Raw genomic sequence first — 18,264 nt, forward strand, 5'->3', positions numbered from 1 at the left:
CGTGATCGTTGCATTCCTGGTCCTCGTGGTGGGTTTGGCTTCAGGGTTCGCGTTTCTCAACGGCTTCCGTGACGTCTCCAATGCCGTGGCACTATCCACGAGGACACGAGCCCTAACGCCATCCGTAGCGGTTCTCCTGGCAGCTGTTTTCAACTTCATCGGCGCCATGCTCAGCGGCAGCTTCGTGCTCGCGTTCACGCAGTCCTGGATCACACTTCCCAATGGCATTGGCGGGCTCTCGATGCTGACCTCTGCCCTCGCCGCCTCCATCATCTGGGGCGTGTACGCGTGGTGGCGGGGCATCCCTTTGTCTTCCACCAACTCACTTGTGGGCGGCCTGATCGGCGCAGGCGCTGCGAGCGCGCTGGTGGGCGGGAACTCGATCAACGGTGTGGACAACGTCCTCCTTACCCAGGTGGCCCTGCCTTTGGTCCTGTCCCCTTTGATCGCTTTCGTTGCCGCATACCTGCTCGTATGGCCGGTGACTTGGGCGGCACGCTACACGCAGCCGAATGTCATCAACAGGCGTTTCCGCCGCGCGCAGGCTGTGTCTGCTGCGGCTGTTGCGTTCGGCCATGGGCTTCAGGACGGTCAGCGTACCGCCGCCGTTCTCCTGCTGGCCCTCGTAGCGGCCGGGCTGTCCAGCGGAGGTGAACTCCCCCTGTGGATCCTCCTTCTGACTGCGATCATGCTGACAGCTGGCACCATGTTTGGTGGCTGGAGGATCTCGCACACCCTGGGTCACAAGTTGATCCGCGTGGACCCTCTTCGAGGCTTTGTGGCTCAAACGCTGACGTCCGTGATGCTCTTCGTCGGGGCCATCGGTTTGCAATTGCCACTGTCCACCACGCACACCCTGACGGCGTCCGTGCTGGGAGCAGGCACCAACCAGCGCTTCGCCACCACCAACAGGCGTCTTGTGCGCAGGATTCTCCTGTTCTGGGTGGCCACACCGCTAGTCACGGCCGCCGCGGCATTCGTCCTGGAGCTTGCGTTCTCACCCCTGGCGGACCTCCGACCCAACTGAGTCGCATTTGTGCGCGTTTTGAGGGCTCAAAACGCGCACAAATGCGACTTAGTTGGGTGCAAAAAAGTGACGGCGGCCGTACCCCCAAGGCGACGGCCGCCGTCGTTCTTTGCCGGCTCTCCCAAGAAAGCCGGAACCTGCAAACCCCTTATCCGAAGCGGCCGGAGACGTAGTCTTCCGTGGCCTTCTGGGAAGGGTTGTTGAAGATGGTGGTGGTGTCCGCGAACTCGATGAGCTTGCCGGGCTTGCCTGTGCCGGCGATGTTGAAGAACGCGGTCTTGTCGGACACGCGGGCAGCCTGCTGCATGTTGTGGGTAACGATCACCACGGTGTACTGGTCCTTGAGCTCGTTGATGAGGTCCTCAACGGCCAGGGTGGAGATCGGGTCAAGGGCGGAGCAGGGCTCGTCCATGAGGATCACCTGGGGTTCAACAGCGATCGCGCGTGCGATGCAGAGGCGCTGCTGCTGGCCGCCCGAAAGGCCGGAACCTGGCTTGTCCAGGCGGTCCTTGACCTCGTTCCAGAGGTTGGCGCCAACCAAGGACTTCTCCACGAGGGCATCGGCTTCGCCCTTGGAGATCTTCTTGTTGTTCAGTTTCACGCCAGCCAGAACATTGTCCCGGATGGACATGGTGGGGAACGGGTTGGGGCGCTGGAAGACCATGCCAACCTGCGTGCGAACGGTAACGGGGTCAACGCCGGCGTCGTACAGGTTATCGCCGTCGAGCAGGACCTCGCCCTCGACGCGGGCACCGGGAAGGACCTCGTGCATGCGGTTCAGCGTGCGGAGGAAGGTGGACTTGCCACAGCCGGACGGGCCGATGAAGGCCGTGACGGACTTGGCTTCAATGTTGATGTTGACGTCTTCAACAGCCAGGAAGCTGCCGTAGTAGACATTCAAGTCTTTGACGTCGATGCGCTTGGACATGGTGTTCCTTATTCCTTGGGGGTTTCTGGAAGTTTGAATGGCGGGTAACCGGGCGGCCCGAAAAAACTGGTGGCCGACCCGGCTAGCGGCCCGTCTTGGGAGCGAACAGACGGGCGATGAGGCGGGCTCCGAGGTTCAGGAGCATCACCAGGATGATCAGCACCAAGGCCGCGCCCCATGCCCGCTGGTCCGAGGGGCCAGGGTTGGACGGCGACGTCGGGTTCAGGATCTGGGTGTAAATGAAGGTCGGCAGCGAGGCCATCCAACCGCCAAAGACGTTGTTGTTGATGGTGGTCGCGAAGCCTGCGGTGACAAGGATGGGAGCGGTCTCGCCGATAACCCGGGCGATTGCCAAAGTGACGCCGGACGCGATGCCGGAGATCGCCGTCGGGATGACCACTTTGGTGATGGTTCGCCACTTACGCACCCCCAACGCGTAGGACGCTTCGCGGAGCTCGTTCGGGACGATCTTCAGCATTTCCTCGCTGGAGCGGACAACTACCGGGATCATGAGGACTGAAAGCGCGACGGCGGCTACCGCACCGGTCTTGGTGCCGGGGCCAACAACCGCGAAGAAAAACGCTGCCGCGAAGAGACCGGCCACGATGGACGGGATGCCGGTCATGACATCCACGAAGAACGTGATGGCACGGGCCAGGGGGCGGTCGTTGCCGTATTCCACCAGGTAGATCGCGGTGAGCAGTCCAACTGGAACGGAGATGACGGTGGCAAGGAGCGTGATCTGCAGGGTGCCCAGCAACGCGTGGTAGATGCCGCCGAGGACCTTGCCGCCTTCTTCCACGGCTTTGTTGTCGAACGCGCCGGTGACGCCGTTCATGGACGTACCAAGGAAGCCGGGAGTCACGAGTCCGGGGATGCCGTTCACCAGCACAGTCCAGATGACCGAGACCAGCGGGAGGAGTGCAATGAGGAAGGACCCCACAATGAGGCAGGTGGCCAGTTTGTCCTTGGCCTTGCGCGCACCTTCAACAGCACCGCTCCAGCCGACCAGGCCGATCGTGAACAGGGCAGCGGAGACGACGCCCCAGCCGAAGGCGTTGAAGCCGATGAGCGCGAGGATCGCCGCACCGACGATCACGGCGACGGCCAGGACAATGTAGGGCGCGAATTTGGGCAGCTGGCCCTTGGTGAGCGCCGAGCGCTTTCGGACTACGGTGGCGGTCATTTAGTTGGCTCCCGAGAATTCTTTGTGCTTGGTGATGATCCAGCGGGCAATCATGTTCACGCCGAGGGTGATCACGAACAGCACCAGGCCTGCGGCAATCAACGTGTTGACCTTCAGACCGCTGGCTTCCGGGAAGTTCAGGGCGATCTCGGCGGCGATGGTCTGGTTTCCGGATTGGATCAGGCTCGCCGTCAAGACTCCTGAGGACAACACCAGCGCAACCGCCATGGTCTCGCCAAGAGCACGGCCCAAGCCAAGCATGATGGCGCTGACGATGCCCGGACGACCAAACGGAAGGACGGCCATGCGGATCATTTCCCAGCGGGTGGCTCCCAATGCGAGCGCTGCTTCCTCGTGCAGCTTGGGGGTCTGCAGGAAGATTTCGCGGGACAGGGAGGTGATGATGGGCAGGACCATGACGGACAGGACGATGCCGGCGGTCAGGATGGTCTTGCCGGTGGCGGACGCCGGGCCCTGGAAGATAGGGATCCAGCCCAGGTTGTTGGCGAGCCAGTCGTAGGCCGGGGAGATTTCCTTGGCGAGGAACGCCGCACCCCAGGCACCGTAGACAACGGACGGGATGGCGGCCAGCAGGTCCACAACGTACCCAAGCCCCGAAGCCAGTCGGCGCGGGGCGTAGTGGGAGATGAACAGGGCCACTCCGATTGCCACGGGGGTTGCGATGACGAGCGCAATCACGGCGGCGATGAGCGTGCCCACCACGATCGGGGCGATGTAGGCGAAGAAGCCGTGGCCGCCTTGGATATCCGCGGGCGGTGCTGCGAGCGCAGGGATTGCCTGCACTACAAGGAAGAGTGCGACTCCGAAGAGAACCGCCAGAATCAGGCACCCCGCGGCCATGGCGGCCCCGGAGAAAACCTTGTCCCCGGCGCGTCCTGCGCCTTGGGAGGTTGTCAGGGAGTTGGTGGTCACTTCACGATCCTTCAGTCTCAGTGAACTGGTCTTACATGGCTAAGTTCCCTGCCCTTCGCGGGCGGCTCAAGCCACTCCGCGCGGAGCAGGGAACTTCAATGTTTAGCCGGGTTCAGGCAAACCCGCCGGGAAACCTTTAGGCCTTGGCCTTGATGGTTTCGATGGCAGCCTTTGCCTTGTCCTGCAGGGTCTTGGACAGCGGCGCGGACTTTGCGGCGTCAGCGGCGGTCTTCTGTCCTTCGTCGGACACTACGTAGCTTTCGAATGCCTTGACCAGGTCAGCAACTGCCTTGGTCTCGTACGTGGTGCAGACTACGTGGTACGAAACGAGCACTACCGGGTAGGCGCCCGAGACAGTGGTCTTGCGGTCCAGCTTGATGGCGACGTCGTTGGCGGCGCGGCCATCGACAGGCTTGCCGGCTTCGACGGCCTTGGAAGCAGCATCAGCGGAGATCTTGACGAAATCCTCGCCGACCTTGATGGACGCGGTGCCCAGCTTGCCGGAGACAGCGGAGTCATCGGCGTAGGTCACGGCACCGGGGGTGTCGGTAACGGTCTTGACGACGCCGGAGGTGCCCTTGGCGTTTTCGCCCTTCAGGGTTGCCGGCCAGACGCCTGCAGCTTTGTCTGTCCATACCTCGGGAGCAGCGGCTGCGAGGTAGTCGGTGAAGTTGGTGGTGGTTCCGGAGTCGTCAGAACGGTTCACGGGGGTGACCTTGAGGTCCGGCAGGGTAACGCCGGCGTTCAGGGCTGCGATTGCGGGGTCATTCCAATTGGCGATTTCGCCGCGGAAGATTTTGGCGACTGTAGCGGCGTCGAGCTTCAGGTCCGTGACACCGGGGACGTTGAAGGCGACGGCGATCGGGGAGATGTATACCGGGATGTTGATGGCGCCTTCAGGGCCACACTTGGCCTTGGAGCTCTCGAGCTCTTCGTCCTTAAGGTAGGCATCCGAGCCTGCGAACTGTGCCGAGCCATCAATGATGGCCTTGCGGCCTGCGCCGGAACCGTCCGGGGAGTACTGCACGGTTGCGCCCTGGTTTGCACTGGCGAAGCCAGCCTTCCAGGCGTCCATGGCTGCGCCAGTGGAGGACGCACCGATACCGGTGAGGGTGCCGGTGACCTTCATGCCGGATGCTGCTGGCTGCGTGCCAGCGGCGGTGCCCGTTGCGTTGTCTGAACCGCAAGCGGTGAGCGCGAGAGCGCCAGCTGCGATGACCGCGATTGCCGCGTTGCGGCCGAAGCGAGTTGCCTTCACTTGGATGTACCCCTTCCAGGGATTCTCTGATGCTGGCCGAACGGAGATTTCGGCGCGCGTGAGCTATGGACCTTTTGTGCCTTTACTGAAGGTAAGCAGCGCAGGTAACGGGATCTGACGTTGAAGGTGAACGCAAAGTGAACGACGGCGGACCATTGGGTTATGTGGCGCGCGCCACCTTGAGCAGGGCTCCCCCCGGCGTCCGACGCGTCATCGTTGCCCGGCTTCGGCAAATAGACTTGAGGACATGGCTGCCGCGAAGGGATTTTCTGCAAGCAAGAGGTTCCTGCGTGCCAGAGTCCGGACTGGCTTGGTCCGTAGCCGGAATTCCCTGACGCCGGCTATTCAAATGACGGTGTGTGCCGTGGGCGCCTATGCTTTCGCGGAATACATCCTGGGCCACCAAGGGCCATTGTTCGCGGCTACTTCTTCGTTGATCGCGCTCGGCTTCTCGCGTGATCCGCGCTTGCGACGGGTTATTGAGGTTGGACTGGGCTGCACCCTCGGCATTGTGGTGGGTGACCTCCTGCTCCACTGGCTGGGCGCTGGAATCCTGCAGGCCGCCGTCGTGCTTCTTTTCTCTATCCTGCTGGCCAGGTTCCTGGACAGCGGGACCATTTTCACCACCCAGCTGGGGCTCCAGTCGTTGCTGGTGGTGCTGCTGCCGGCGCCGGCTGGCGGGCCTTTCACGCGGAGCCTGGATGCGGTAGTGGGGGGTGTGTTCGCCCTGCTGGTGACTATTTTGGTGCCGAAGGATCCGCGGCGGGAGCCGCGGAAGGACGTCCAGAAAATCCTGCACGAGCTTGCCGAAGTGCTGCGCGAGTGCGGCAAGGCCATGGTCGAAAGCGACTCCACCATTGCCTGGCACGCGCTGATTCGCGGCCGTAACTGCCAGCCACTGGTGGACCGGATGCGGCAGACCCTGCGCGCCTCGGGCGAGGTAGCCACTCTGGCTCCGGCCCATCGCAGGCATCGCGACGAGCTAGCCAGCCTGGAACATTCGCTGGAATACATCGATCTTGCACTCCGTAACAGCCGCGTTTTTGCCCGCAGGCTCACCAGTGCGATCAACCACGCCGCGTTATCTGACGAAGCAATTGACAGCATCTCCGAGGTACTGCAGGAAACTGCCGCCGCAATCGATGAACTGACCATTGGCCTGGCGGAGCAAAGCGAGGGAACCCGACGCGTCCATTTGCGTCACGCCCGCAACGAGCTGACCGACATCGCCTCGCGCCTGCACCCCAAGATGCTCGACGTTCAGAAGCTTGAGGGCGAAACCGTGGTGATGCTGTTCCGGCCGCTCATGGTGGACCTTTTGGAGGCCAGCGGTCTGGAATCCGACGAGGCCCGGGACGTGCTGCCGGCTCTGTAATGTTGCGGCTCTCCAACTTCCAGGCAGCTTCCTCCCAGCAAAGTCCCATGCCCATTGCGGATAATGAGCGGATGTTCCCTGCATTGTCCGTCACTCCCCAAGCGGCCCCAGAGCTGCGCGTTCGCCAGCGCCCATTGTTTCTTTGGGCTGGCGCACTGTTCGTCGCTGGCGACGTCATTTTCTGGCTGATGTTCGCGGCCGTTCTTTCGGACAGCGGACTAGCCACCCTGGACAGCACAGTGCACAGCGCCCTGGTTGATTCCCGCAGCGCAGTTGCCACCGCTCTCCTCGCGGCCGTTTCAACGGTGACGTCGCCGACCGCCATGACGGCCATCGGCGCTGTCCTGGCAGGCGCATGGGCCATCTGGAAGAGGGAGTTGTGGCGGCCGGCCGTTCTCATGGGTGGCATGGTGCTTGCCTTGGTGCTGTGCACCGTCATCAAGTTCGAAGTCAGCCGCTCCCGCCCGCCGTCGTCGGATTTTCTGCTCGGCCCCGACGACGCCTTATCCTTCCCCTCCGGTCACACCCTTGGGGCTGGGATCTTCGCTTTGGTCCTCACCTACCTTCTCGTCTCGCGATCGGGAACCCGCACGACGGCGGTACTTGCCTATATGGGTGCTGCGCTGTTCGCGCTTTTGGTCGCCTTCAGCCGTTTGTATCTGGGCTACCACTGGCTCACGGATGTGGTTGCGTCCCTGGGCTTGGCGCTTGGCGTCACAGGGCTAGCCATTTTCGTTGACGCGGCGCGGCATGGGACACCCGGCGCCAATACTGTCAGCCCCCGCGACTAACCTTGAACCCATGGCTTCAAAGACCTCCCGCGCATCCAAGACACCCGCTTACAAATGCGCCGAATGCGGCTGGACGGCCATCAAATGGGTGGGCCGGTGCGGTGAGTGCCAAGCCTGGGGAACCGTTGAGGAGTACGGCGCCACGGTAGCCCGTACGACGCCGGCCGCCACGGTTTTGGAGCCGGCCCGCCGTATCGCTGAGGTAGATGGGACAACGGCGGCATTCCTGCCCACAGGTGTGGACGAGTTGGACCGCGTCCTTGGAGGAGGGCTCGTCCCCGGGGCCGTCATCCTGTTGGCTGGGGAACCCGGCGTCGGGAAATCCACACTGCTGCTGGACGTAGCAGCGAAGTTCGCGCGGACTGGCCAGGACGTCCTGTACATCACGGGTGAGGAGTCCGCAGCCCAGGTCAAGCTACGCGCGGAGCGGATTGACGCCGTCGCGCATACTCTGTACCTGTCCGCCGAGACCGATCTTGGACAGGCGCTGGGCCAAGTGGAGAAGCTTGAGCCGAAGCTGCTGATCGTGGACTCCGTGCAGACGCTGAGCAGTGCGGATGTGGAAGGCAGCGCCGGTGGCGTGTCGCAGGTCCGCGAGGTTGCCGCATCCATCATCGCCGCGGCCAAGCGGCGGAACATGACCACGCTCCTGGTGGGCCACGTGACCAAGGACGGCACCATCGCGGGGCCGCGGCTGCTGGAACATTTGGTGGATGTCGTGTGCCAGTTTGAAGGCGAGCGCCATTCCCGGCTGCGGCTGCTCCGGGCGGTCAAGAACCGATATGGCGCCACGGACGACGTCGGCTGCTTTGACCTGAACGAGGCCGGCATTGAGGGACTCGCTGATCCCAGTGGTCTTTTTGTGTCGCGAACCCGCGAACCTGTCTCAGGCACCTGCATCACGGTGACCATGGAGGGCCGCCGCCCGTTGCTCGCAGAGGTCCAATCGCTGCTGGCAGAGAGCGCAAATACCCAACCCAGGCGGGCTACCAGCGGGCTGGAGAGCTCTCGCGTGGCCATGCTGCTTGCCGTACTCCAGCAACGCGCCGGGTGCATGCTGCACAAGGACGACTCCTATGTGGCCACTGTTGGCGGAGTAAAGCTCAGCGAACCTGCCACGGACCTTGCCGTGGCTCTGGCCGTCGCGTCAGCCAAATCCCGCAAAGCACTCCCCCAACGGCTCATTGCCTTTGGTGAAGTCGGGCTGGCAGGCGAAGTCCGCCCTGTTCCCGGAATCAACCAGCGCATTCAAGAGGCACACCGACTGGGCTTCACGCACGCCATTGTCCCGGCCAGCCCTGCGGGCGCGGGCGTCATCCCGGAAGGTTTCTCCGTGCGCGAAGTAGGGCATCTGGCCGAGGCGTTGGAGCTGTTGATCACTTAGCGCCGGCCCTTGCGGTTTCCCCGGCGCGGAAGGGCTTACACCAATGGCCGGACTGATAACTGTCCCGAAAGACAGCTACTAGCGTCGCAGGCAGTTTGGCGGAATATCTACACCAATTTGTTATATACGCCCACGTCAGCGAGCGATCGGCCCAAATCGCCTTCAACAGAGACACCAGAAAAGGGACCTTCCGGCCTTCCCCGTACATAACGAAATGACCCACTTTGGGGCTTGCTGGTGCGGTTAACGGTGCCCGGAAGCCATATCATGGTGCTAGTCGTCATCAGGGCATTTTTCCAAGTGCCCGCGGATGCCGGATTCAGCTTGTCTGTGAGCCATGGCTTGCACCTTCGAAGGGAAACCCTATGGCCCGGAGCCCGGAAGAGTCGCTCAAGGCGACTCTGGCCAGAGTCGCACCCGGAACTCCTTTACGGGACGGCTTGGAGCGCATCCTCCGTGGACGAACCGGCGCTTTGATTGTGTTGGGCTCGGACCGCACCATCGACTCCATCTGTTCCGGCGGATTCGATATCGGCATCGAGTTCTCGCCCACACGCCTCCGTGAACTCGCGAAGATGGACGGCGCCATCATCTGCGATAAGGACGCCAGCAACATCGTCCGCGCCGCAGTGCAGCTCGTTCCGGACTCCAGCATCGAGACCCAGGAATCCGGGACCCGGCACCGCACAGCTGAGCGCGTCGCCATCCAAACCGGCGTTCCGGTTATCTCTGTCAGCCAGTCGATGCAGATCATTGCCCTGTACGTGAATGGCTTGCGCCACGTCCTGGAGGGCTCGGAGAAAGTCCTAGCCCGCGCAAACCAGGCCCTCGCAACGCTGGAGCGGTACAGCGCCAGGCTGGATCAAGTCACCAGCTCCCTTTCAGCACTTGAGATTGAGGCCCTGGTCACCGTCAGGGACGTCGCGGTCACCCTGCAACGCCAGGAAATGGTCAGGCGGATTTCCGAGGAAATTGCCCAATACGTGCTGGAACTCGGCGAAGATGGCCGCCTGCTATCGCTGCAGGTGGAGGAACTGACCATGGGTCGTGGCCCGGGCAGCGATGTCATCATCCGCGACTACGCAGACCCCGATGCCACTCCTGAGGATATTGAAGAAGCAGTCCAAGCGCTCCTCAACCTCGGCCCCACTGAACTCATTGACCTGAGCAGGATTGCCGGAATCATCGGTTTCGCGGGTGGTGTTGAGCAGCTGGATGCTGTGGTCCAGCCCCGCGGCTACCGCCTCCTGTCCGGCCTCAAGTCCGTGCCGAAGGCTGTCGCAGATCGGCTGGTGGACTACTTCGGCGGCTTGCAGAACCTCATGGCAGCCACCATCGATGACCTCATGACCGTTGACGGCATCGGCGATCAACGCGCACGCACGGTCCGTGAAGGTTTGAGCCGCATGGCCGAGGCAAGCCTGCTGGACCGCTTCCTCTAGTTCAGCTGGAAGACGGCCTTGGTGCTGGATTTGTTTCCCAGCCGCGCTTCGAACGTGTAATAGGCGCCGCCTGCACCGGGCTTGGCGCTGATCGCAGCGCAGCCCTCAAGCGTTCGGTTGCGCTGCCAGGGGAAATTGGCGGTCTCGCTCTTGCCGGGCTGGATGGTCTTGATCAGGTCTTCACTTCCGGCCTGGCAATCCTTGGAGGAGAAGATCCTGTCCGAGCCGCTCATCACGACGTACTCCATTTGGGACGTGCCAACATTCACTTCACAGGGGGCCGTCCCGCCATTGGTGATGGTCATGGTGAGCAGCGGCTTCTCCTCAGCCCCGTAGGCTGGCTTGTCCGTAGCTGCGGCCACGGTCACCAGGCTCAGGTCGCACACAGGCGTGGGCGTTGCCGACGGTGAGGCAGTGCCTGCTGTTGGCGCGTTCCCTTGCGTGGGCACCTGGGACGCTTCAGGCGTACTGACCGATTGGGGCTCGGACTTACCTGCGAGCGCTCCACTGATTGCCACCACGCCAGCCACAACGAGGGCGATCACCAGCAGCAGGGCACCGAAGACAAACTGCCGACGACGGCGGTAAACGGCGGGGCTTGGACGTCGCCTGGACGTCGGGGTGCCGGGGCGGCGCGCACCACCTGAATTAGGGGCAGCACCCTTGCCCGGCGCTGAAGTGCGCGCGGACGACTGGTTCTTACCCTGATTGGCCATGTTTCTAGGCTAGGCGGGCCCACTCCGCAGCACGCCACCACCACGCCGCCGGACGCCAAACCCGCCGTGTGTGACGTGCACCGCAGGAGCGTTGCCGTCCCGGTTTCCACTACAGTAGAGGGCAGAATTCGGGCGCCGCGGCGCCGGCCAAACCTCAACAGTCCGGGGGATCTGACGCATGGCACTTCCCGGTACCGGCCAACTCGCCAGACTCCACCAATCCTTGGACCAGTGGTTTGCCGAGACCGCCAGGGACCTTCCGTGGCGCGAGCTTGATTGCAGCCCTTGGGGCATCCTGGTCAGCGAAGTCATGCTCCAACAAACTCCCGTGGTCCGGGTCCTCCCGGTCTGGCGGGACTGGATGGAACGCTGGCCAACCCCCGCGCACCTGGCAGATGAGCCCTCCGGTGAGGCCGTTCGTCACTGGGGCCGCCTCGGCTATCCCCGCAGGGCACTTCGACTGCACGCAGCCGCAGTGGCCATCCGCGACGAGCACGATGGCGACGTTCCGGACAGTTATCCCGAGCTCCTGACCCTGCCCGGGGTTGGCACCTACACCGCTGCCGCCGTCGCCTCCTTTGCTTTTGGCCGCCGAGAAACAGTGGTGGACACCAACATTCGCCGCGTTCATGCGCGCCTCATCTCCGGGCACGCCCTGCCCGCTCCGGCGCTCACAGCGGCCGAGATGCGCCTCGCCGATGCCCTGCTGCCCGAAGACCGCCCTCTGTCGGTGCGCTGGAACGCCTCGGTCATGGAACTGGGTGCCGTGGTGTGCACGGCCCGCAGCCCCAAGTGCACCGACTGTCCCGTGCGCTCCAGCTGCGCCTGGCTCGCGGCAGGTGAGCCACCGCCGTCGTACACCCCCAAGGGGCAGTCCTGGCACGGTACGGACCGGCAGGTCCGCGGAGCTGTGATGGCCGTCCTCCGCGAAGCTGCTACCCCGGTTCCGCGCGAGATGTTCGAGCAGCCGCCGGCGGACCTCGGCTTCGCGCCGTCCGGCGTCGGGATTCCGCTGACAGCATTGCACCGGCTCAACTCAGCGCCCGAGCAGCTGGAACGGGCACTCGATGGCCTGGTCAGCGACGGTTTGGCGGAAATCCACGACGGCGGTTTGCGGCTTCCCGCCTAAGCGGCAATCATGCGCGGTGTCGGTTCAGCAACGGGCCTGTGTGAGCCGTAACGATGGGGTGCCGATTCCATCCGATGCTGCGCCTCCTGCTGAATCCAGTCCTACCCTGAAGCATGGGCAAGATTGGTTTGGCTTTCACCCTGATGGGTACCTCGGCACTTCTTCCCAGCTGCTTCGCTGAACCCGCACCTTGCCCGGCGATCGCCCAGGCGTCTGGAGTCTCGATCACGGTCGCTGCCGACTATGTGGACTCAGTTGCTTCATTGCGGATGAAAGCGTGCCAGGATGGCACCTGCACCGAAGCCGACGTGGCTTTGCACCCAGGCTCAATCGCCGTGGATCAGGGCTGCTCCCCCGAGGGCGTGTGCTCCGCAACGTCCTCACCCGATGGCACAATGACCGGGTTCCTGGGACTGCCCGCGCTCTCAGAAAGTCCGCTTGAAGCGACCGTGTCCGGCACCTCTCCATCCGGCACTGCGTTGCCTGTTCGGACGCTGACGTTCACGCCCAAGGGCGACTACCCGTTTGGTGAGCAGTGCGGACGGTTCATTACCGCCAATCTGGTGCTCGATGCGACAGGGCTAAGGCAGGGATAACCAGGCGGTTCCTCTAGCGATTTGATTTTTGGACGGGTATTCTCGTCTCACTGCCTGATGGTCAAGTCCTTGGGGGTGTTGTGCACCGGTCTGAGCAGCCCATCCGTGACACGTTTTTTGTTACGGCTCCCACCCCTGCGGCCGTCGAGGCCCCGGCGCCTACCGCAGCAGAGGGAAACTTGGTCATGGATCTCAGCGCGAGGATCCGCAACAAACATGGCACCGAACTAAACGCACTTCGCGAGGCGCTCAGCGGGTCTTCACAACGCGACTCACGCCACAGCGGCCGACGCCATTATCGAATGAGCCCCACCTCGTCAATCGAAGACGAGAACATCAATGTGACGATCGTTGTCGAGACCGTGGAATGGGGATGGTTCGCCGCGGGCCCAGCACCAGCAGGAACCTGCGTCACCGTGTCCGTTGCTGCTCATCGCAAGGACAGTGGAATCCAGGCCACGCTCTCGCTGACCGAGTGCGATTCGTGGCTTCGAGCACTCTTGCCGGGCCCTTGGATGACGCACGTTTACCGATGCTGCTGCTCCACGGGGTCCACAAGTGCGGGAGTCGTCTCCTATAGGTTGTTTCTTGATGCGCTCCATAAGCCGACTCCAAAGCCGGCGGAGGTCCTCGCGGAAGGCTGCCAACCCCTTCAACTTCAAGAGATTTCGCATCGTGCTGTGTAGCCAGCAGCCTGGGTGCCCAGGCTAACTGCCAACAGCACGGCGATACGTGCTCGGCGTGAAACCCAGGTACTTCTGGAAGTCGTTCGTCAAATGTGCGTGATCTGCATAGCCAAGTTCGGCGGCGATGCCCGCAAGATCAGCGGAAGGGTCCAGCCGTGCCCTTTCTGCAGCATCCTGCAGGCGACGCCGACGGATGAGCGCCGACGGGCTGAGTCCGATGTATTTCCTGGCAATTCGTTGAAGCGACCGGCCCGAAACAGCCAGCCGGGCCGCCACATCGTCAATCCGGACCACGTCCGGGTCGGAGGCAATAATGTCCATCATCCGGTTGGCCAGCAAAGCTTCTTCGGAAGGTACGTAGTCCAGGGAAGCCAGCCACGACTTAAAGGCGTCCACTGCCAGCTCGCGGCGCGCGCCGCCGTCGGGGGCGTTCATTGCCCGTGCAACGGAACGGTGGAGGTCCTTCAACGGCAACACCACCTCGGCGTCACGCAGGCTGCCGGGATCCTCGGTGAAGACCGGGGCAGCAGCCGGGCGCAACAGCGCTCCCACTGCCCAGCCGTGGCCATTCAAGTCGCGATAGGCGGCCCGGGTTGTGGGACCCGAGAAGACCACGTCATCCAACTGCACAACGAGATTGGATGCGGGGTAGGCGATCAAATGCTGACGGGAGGTCCGGCCTGGCTCAATATCCCATTCGGGAATCCAGAACCACTGGACGAGCTCCGCAACAGACTCCGGTGCCGCCAAACGGTTGAAAGTGGGAAGCCGTGCCGGGTACAGAATGCCCTTGAACGAGCTATCCACAGGCCTCCCCCCCAACAAAGTCTGTCGCGAATTTCCAAGCGCCACAGCCAGCCCGGCCCGTAGCGTCTTGGACATGACAGATACTACAAGCACTGAGGCAACCACAGCCGCCAACGGCAAGTACACAACCCACGGAGTCCCCAACGGGCTGACCAGCCTGACACCCTTCCTCGCCGTACCCGATGCCAAGAATGCGATCGCGTTCTACCGGGACGTTTTCGGGGCACGGATTGTTGGCACCACTGAGATGGGCGGAGTTGTGGTCCACGCCGAACTCGACCTCGGGAACGGTCATCTTCAACTGGGCGAGCCCAATCCGGAATACCACCTGGTCCCCGCGCCCGACGGGGATGATGACTGCTACTCCCTGGGCTTCTACTGCCCGGACGCAGACGCACTCGTGCAACGAGCAGAACAAGCCGGCGCCATCATCCGCGAACCACTCACCACGTTCGTTTCAGGGGACCGGTATGCCAGCATCCGCGATCCCTTCGGCGTCCGCTGGTCCATCATGACCCGCGTGGAAGATCTCTCCGAGGAGGAGAGCAACCGTCGCGTCGAGGAGTGGGCGGCCCAGCAGGGTTAGGCACGCACCCCGGTCAGGAAAGGCAGAGTCAGGAAAGGCACAGGCAGAACGGATGGCCGGCCGGGTCAAGGAACACCCTGAAGGTGGTCCCCGGCTGGTGCTCCGCCTTGCTTGCCCCCAGAGAAAGGGCCACCTCCTCGCCCTTGTCCAGGTCCTCCACCATCAGGTCAAGGTGCATCTGTTGGGGAACCGTTTGCCCCGGCCATTCCGGCGCGTGATACGACTCGACCTGTTGGAAAGCAATGCAATTGTTCCCATCGCTGGGACGAATCTCGAACCAATCGGTTTCGCCCTTCACGTCCCAGCCCAGCAGTTCGCCATAGAATGCGGCAAGGGCGGGCGCATTCGGACAATCAATAACAACACTCGGGTATCGGGCAATTGCCATGTCTACTACACCTCGTCTGCCGTTTTCTTCATTCGGGCCAGCGCACTCTTGGTGCCCCTCTGGGTAAGAACGTGAACCACGGCGCCAACGCCCGCGGAAACTACAGCGAACACGAGCACTCCCGGCAAGGAATCGTTCAGGTCAGTTCCGTCCTTGGGGGCAGGTTTTCCTGTCTTGTTCTCCCAGAGCCCTTCGAGTGTCTTGTTTGCCAGCACGCCAGCTCCAAGACTGACTGCCAGACCGAACAACTTCACCAGCAAATTCACGAAAGAATCCTCCATCCGATCCCGGGGCTTATGCCCTATCAAACACAAAGGAAGGCGGGGCCGCTGCAACCGCAACGGCCCCGCCTGAATTCCTAGTCGTTCTTGAAAGCGTCCTTTACCTTTTCGCCAGCGCCCTTGAGGTCACTCTTGACCTGCTCGCCCTTGCCTTCGGCTTCCAGGCGCTCGTTGTCGGTAAGCTTTCCGGCAGCTTCTTTAGCCTTGCCTGCCATCTTCTCGCCAGCATTCTCCATCTTGTCGTCAGCACCCATGTTGCACCTCTTCCTAGTAGTGAATCTGTACCTCTAGAACATCACTAATCAGCATACTTAGCAATATTTGCTCCTGACGAAGGCTAGTTAGATCTCCCCGAACCCCTCGCCCACCAACCGCCCGACATACTGAACTGCCTTTCCGGCGTCCTTGCCCCGGGCCTCCACGCGCAGGGTTGCACCCTGCGCGGCGGCGAGCGTCATAAGCGCCATCATGGACGTCCCGTCGACGTCGTTGATTGTCACCTCAGCGTCAAGGCCGGACAGTCCACCGGCTATCTTTGCCGCAGGCCGCGCGTGGATGCCCATGGGATTAATGAGCTCAAAATCGCCAGCAGCATCCGGTTCCCGGGGTTCGCGAGGACTGCCCGGCGCCTCAGTACCGGCGGAAGCCCCGAATCCAACCGCTTCGGCAGCCTTACGCACGTCCTCGACGCCAGCCCCGCCCTGTGCCGCGACGGCCGCGGCCACCAGCCCTTCAACCAAAGGCGCATCGGCAAGCAAAATAGCGTCGGGATCGCTGGCGAACTCGATCGCAGACTCAGCTGTCATTACTGCCGAGCCCAGATCCGCCAGCACCACCACGCCATCCCCTCCGGCATCAATCAGTGACTGCTCGACGGCGGCAAGCACTTTCTCGAGGCTGGTGCCAATCCGTTCGTCGTCAGTGCCCCCGGCGGCGACGAGTTCGACGTCGGGCGCCATCTGGGCGGCGAGTTCCACAGCGCCTTCAGCGATCTTGCTGCTGTGGGAGACAACCACAATCCCAACTGTCATACGGCGTCGGTTCCTGTGTTTCCTGCGGAGGTTCCCGTGTTTCCCACCGAGCCAGCCGCCGCTGCTGCCGCGGCGCGCAAGAGCAACGCCGTGGACGCAGCCCCTGGATCGCGATGCCCTGCACTTCGCTCCCCGAGGTAACTTGCGCGGCCCTTGCGAGCCACCAGCGGATCGGTAGCCACAGCCCCCACTTCGGCCGCCTCTGCAGCAGCCTGCAAGACAGCATGTACATCACCGCCATCGGACGCCGCGTTCCGGGCTGCCTCAACGGCGGGCGTCCACGCATCAATCATGGTCTTGTCCCCCGTCTCGGCTTTGCCGCGGGCAACCACTCCGTCCCGGGCAGCCGCGAGCGCGGAAGCCAAGGCATCGGCGTCGATGTCAGTGGAATCGCCGAGGGACGTGGCCGCCCGAAGATATGCCGTGCCATACAGCGGCCCGGCAGCTCCGCCCACCTTGGACATCAGTGCCATCGCCGCCGCCTTAAGCGCAGCTCCCGCGGTCTCCGGCGGCGTCTCGTCCAGCTTCTGCAACACGGCCTGGAATCCACGGTCCATATTCTCGCCGTGGTCCGAGTCGCCGATTGCCCGGTCCAGCTCAATCAATTCCGTTCGGTGTTCTGCCATGGCCTTCGCCGAAAGCTTCAGCCAGTCCACGGCCCAATCAACGCCCAAGCCCATGCTCACACTCCCCAACGCAGGGCGGCCGTGTGAACGGGAGCATCCCACAAGCGCACGAATTCGTCGTCGAGGCGCAGCACGGACACCGAGCACCCCTGCATTTCGAGGGAGGTCACGTAGTTCCCCACCAGCGAGCGCTCCACTGATGCCCCGCGCTCTGCGAGTACCTGGGCGGCCCGGCGGTAGACGATGTAAAGCTCACTCTGAGGTGTGCCGCCCATGCCGTTCACGAACAGCAGCACCCTGTCTCCGGACGAGATGGAGAGATCCTCAAGCACGGGTTCCAATAGACGGTCGGTGATCGCGTCGGCGCTTTCCATGGCGATCCTGTGCCGTCCGGGTTCACCATGGATGCCGATTCCGATCTCGATTTCGTCCTCCGCCAGCTCGAAGCTCGGCGTACCCGCGTGCGGAACTGTGCAGCCAGAGAGTGCGACTCCCATGGTCCGCACGTTGGCCGCGACCCGCTCCGCGATGGCTGCAACGGCTTCAAGACCGTCTCCACGCTCGGCGGCAGCACCAGCAATCTTCTCCACGAGGACCGTCCCGCCCACTCCACGGCGGCCCGCCGTGTACAGCGAGTCCTCCACGGCGACGTCGTCGTTGACCAACACCGAACGCACGTGTACGCCTTCGGCTTGTGCCATCTCCGCCGCAGTCTCAAAGTTCAGGACGTCCCCTGTGTAGTTCTTGACGATATGCACGACGCCGGCACCTGAGTCGACAGCGACGGTCGCCGGTATGATCTGGTCCGGCGTAGGCGAGGTGAAGACGGCGCCGGGCACCGCGGCGTCGAGCATGCCGAGGCCGACGAAACCAGCGTGCAGTGGCTCATGACCGCTGCCACCGCCCGATACCAGGGCAACCTTTCCCGCTACAGGTGCGCCTTTCCGGATGACGTACTTGGGCTCGGGATGGACGTCCACGATGTCGGCATGGGCCATGCCGAAGCCTTCGACGGACTCGTCCACCACGGCGCGTGGATCATTGATGAGCTTTTTCATGGGATGCTCCTGGACGTGCTGTGGCTGGTGCTCTGA

At 63.0% G+C, this 18,264-nt stretch carries 21 protein-coding genes; 9 read left to right on the forward strand and 12 right to left on the reverse strand.

The genetic code is table 11. From position 1 onward, the window contains the following. Window position 1 precedes the first annotated feature (1 nt). Window positions 2-1,027, forward strand: coding sequence for an inorganic phosphate transporter (locus KSW38_RS03390; RefSeq protein ID WP_216922683.1), 1,026 nt, complete (start codon window positions 2-4; stop codon window positions 1,025-1,027). A 148-nt stretch (window positions 1,028-1,175) separates the two neighbouring features. Here the strand turns inward: KSW38_RS03390 and pstB are convergent, their stop codons facing one another. From pstB to pstS, 4 genes are all read right to left on the reverse strand, one after another. Further along, entirely contained in the window at window positions 1,176-1,955 is a 780-nt protein-coding gene (gene pstB, locus KSW38_RS03395; RefSeq protein WP_216922684.1) for a phosphate ABC transporter ATP-binding protein PstB, read from the reverse strand. 82 nt (window positions 1,956-2,037) lie between these two features. After that, window positions 2,038-3,141 (reverse strand): phosphate ABC transporter permease PstA, encoded by a 1,104-nt coding sequence (gene pstA, locus KSW38_RS03400; protein WP_216922685.1) that lies wholly within the window; start codon window positions 3,139-3,141, stop codon window positions 2,038-2,040. Continuing rightward, window positions 3,142-4,074, reverse strand: coding sequence for a phosphate ABC transporter permease subunit PstC (pstC, locus tag KSW38_RS03405; protein ID WP_216922686.1), 933 nt, complete (start codon window positions 4,072-4,074; stop codon window positions 3,142-3,144). It abuts the gene before it with no gap. A 136-nt stretch (window positions 4,075-4,210) separates the two neighbouring features. Next, complete coding sequence (pstS, locus tag KSW38_RS03410) at window positions 4,211-5,332, reverse strand: phosphate ABC transporter substrate-binding protein PstS (RefSeq protein ID WP_216922687.1); 1,122 nt, start codon at window positions 5,330-5,332, stop codon at window positions 4,211-4,213. Between the two features lie 247 nt (window positions 5,333-5,579). Between pstS and KSW38_RS03415 the strand changes: the two genes are divergently transcribed. The 4 genes from KSW38_RS03415 to disA all read left to right on the forward strand — a co-directional run bounded on the left by KSW38_RS03415 (window position 5,580) and on the right by disA (window position 10,324). Beyond that, window positions 5,580-6,707, forward strand: coding sequence for an FUSC family protein (locus KSW38_RS03415; RefSeq protein ID WP_216922690.1), 1,128 nt, complete (start codon window positions 5,580-5,582; stop codon window positions 6,705-6,707). A gap of 47 nt (window positions 6,708-6,754) precedes the next feature. Continuing rightward, window positions 6,755-7,498 (forward strand): phosphatase PAP2 family protein, encoded by a 744-nt coding sequence (locus KSW38_RS03420; protein WP_216922692.1) that lies wholly within the window; start codon window positions 6,755-6,757, stop codon window positions 7,496-7,498. A 10-nt stretch (window positions 7,499-7,508) separates the two neighbouring features. After that, window positions 7,509-8,882, forward strand: a complete 1,374-nt coding sequence (radA, locus tag KSW38_RS03425; protein ID WP_216922702.1) for a DNA repair protein RadA — start codon at window positions 7,509-7,511, stop codon at window positions 8,880-8,882. Between the two features lie 365 nt (window positions 8,883-9,247). Next, window positions 9,248-10,324, forward strand: coding sequence for a DNA integrity scanning diadenylate cyclase DisA (gene disA / locus KSW38_RS03430; protein ID WP_216922711.1), 1,077 nt, complete (start codon window positions 9,248-9,250; stop codon window positions 10,322-10,324). Here the strand turns inward: disA and KSW38_RS03435 are convergent. Continuing rightward, the gene (locus tag KSW38_RS03435; RefSeq protein WP_216922713.1) at window positions 10,321-11,040 is read right to left on the reverse strand and encodes a hypothetical protein; all 720 of its coding nucleotides are present in this window, start codon (window positions 11,038-11,040) and stop codon (window positions 10,321-10,323) included. The two genes, disA and KSW38_RS03435, sit on opposite strands and share 4 nt — an antisense overlap. A 178-nt stretch (window positions 11,041-11,218) precedes the next feature. Here KSW38_RS03435 and KSW38_RS03440 point away from each other — a divergent pair, with 178 nt between their 5' ends. From KSW38_RS03440 to KSW38_RS03450, 3 genes are all read left to right on the forward strand, one after another. Further along, window positions 11,219-12,169, forward strand: a complete 951-nt coding sequence (locus KSW38_RS03440) for an HhH-GPD family protein (protein WP_216922715.1) — start codon at window positions 11,219-11,221, stop codon at window positions 12,167-12,169. A 113-nt stretch (window positions 12,170-12,282) separates the two neighbouring features. Beyond that, entirely contained in the window at window positions 12,283-12,765 is a 483-nt protein-coding gene (locus KSW38_RS03445) for a hypothetical protein (protein WP_216922717.1), read from the forward strand. A 185-nt stretch (window positions 12,766-12,950) separates the two neighbouring features. Continuing rightward, window positions 12,951-13,451 (forward strand): hypothetical protein, encoded by a 501-nt coding sequence (locus KSW38_RS03450; RefSeq protein ID WP_216922719.1) that lies wholly within the window; start codon window positions 12,951-12,953, stop codon window positions 13,449-13,451. 21 nt (window positions 13,452-13,472) lie between these two features. Here KSW38_RS03450 and KSW38_RS03455 read toward each other — a convergent pair whose 3' ends face one another. Continuing rightward, window positions 13,473-14,258: an AraC family transcriptional regulator gene (locus KSW38_RS03455; RefSeq protein ID WP_216922721.1), complete on the reverse strand. Its 786-nt coding sequence runs from the start codon at window positions 14,256-14,258 to the stop codon at window positions 13,473-13,475. A 73-nt stretch (window positions 14,259-14,331) separates the two neighbouring features. Here KSW38_RS03455 and KSW38_RS03460 point away from each other — a divergent pair, with 73 nt between their 5' ends. Continuing rightward, a complete protein-coding gene (locus KSW38_RS03460; protein WP_216922723.1) occupies window positions 14,332-14,844 on the forward strand; it encodes a VOC family protein in 513 nt (170 codons plus the stop codon). Between the two features lie 28 nt (window positions 14,845-14,872). Here the strand turns inward: KSW38_RS03460 and KSW38_RS03465 are convergent, their stop codons facing one another. The 6 genes from KSW38_RS03465 to dhaK all read right to left on the reverse strand — a co-directional run bounded on the left by KSW38_RS03465 (window position 14,873) and on the right by dhaK (window position 18,228). Continuing rightward, complete coding sequence (locus KSW38_RS03465) at window positions 14,873-15,232, reverse strand: VOC family protein (RefSeq protein ID WP_216922725.1); 360 nt, start codon at window positions 15,230-15,232, stop codon at window positions 14,873-14,875. Between the two features lie 5 nt (window positions 15,233-15,237). Continuing rightward, complete coding sequence (locus KSW38_RS03470; RefSeq protein WP_216922727.1) at window positions 15,238-15,498, reverse strand: DUF4235 domain-containing protein; 261 nt, start codon at window positions 15,496-15,498, stop codon at window positions 15,238-15,240. Window positions 15,499-15,590: 92 nt separating this feature from the next. Beyond that, window positions 15,591-15,767, reverse strand: coding sequence for a CsbD family protein (locus KSW38_RS03475; RefSeq protein WP_216922729.1), 177 nt, complete (start codon window positions 15,765-15,767; stop codon window positions 15,591-15,593). A gap of 87 nt (window positions 15,768-15,854) precedes the next feature. After that, window positions 15,855-16,544: a dihydroxyacetone kinase phosphoryl donor subunit DhaM gene (gene dhaM, locus KSW38_RS03480; RefSeq protein WP_216922731.1), complete on the reverse strand. Its 690-nt coding sequence runs from the start codon at window positions 16,542-16,544 to the stop codon at window positions 15,855-15,857. Continuing rightward, window positions 16,541-17,224 carry a dihydroxyacetone kinase subunit DhaL gene (gene dhaL / locus KSW38_RS03485; RefSeq protein ID WP_216922733.1) on the reverse strand — a complete coding sequence of 228 codons (684 nt, stop codon included), beginning with the start codon at window positions 17,222-17,224 and terminating at the stop codon, window positions 16,541-16,543. Before dhaL ends, dhaM begins: the two co-directional genes overlap by 4 nt. Before the next feature lie 2 nt (window positions 17,225-17,226). Then, window positions 17,227-18,228: a dihydroxyacetone kinase subunit DhaK gene (gene dhaK / locus KSW38_RS03490; RefSeq protein WP_216922736.1), complete on the reverse strand. Its 1,002-nt coding sequence runs from the start codon at window positions 18,226-18,228 to the stop codon at window positions 17,227-17,229. Window positions 18,229-18,264: the final 36 nt, after the last annotated feature.

Origin of the sequence: Paenarthrobacter aromaticivorans (genome assembly GCF_019038615.1) — a bacterium.
GTDB lineage: Bacteria > Actinomycetota > Actinomycetes > Actinomycetales > Micrococcaceae > Arthrobacter > Arthrobacter aromaticivorans.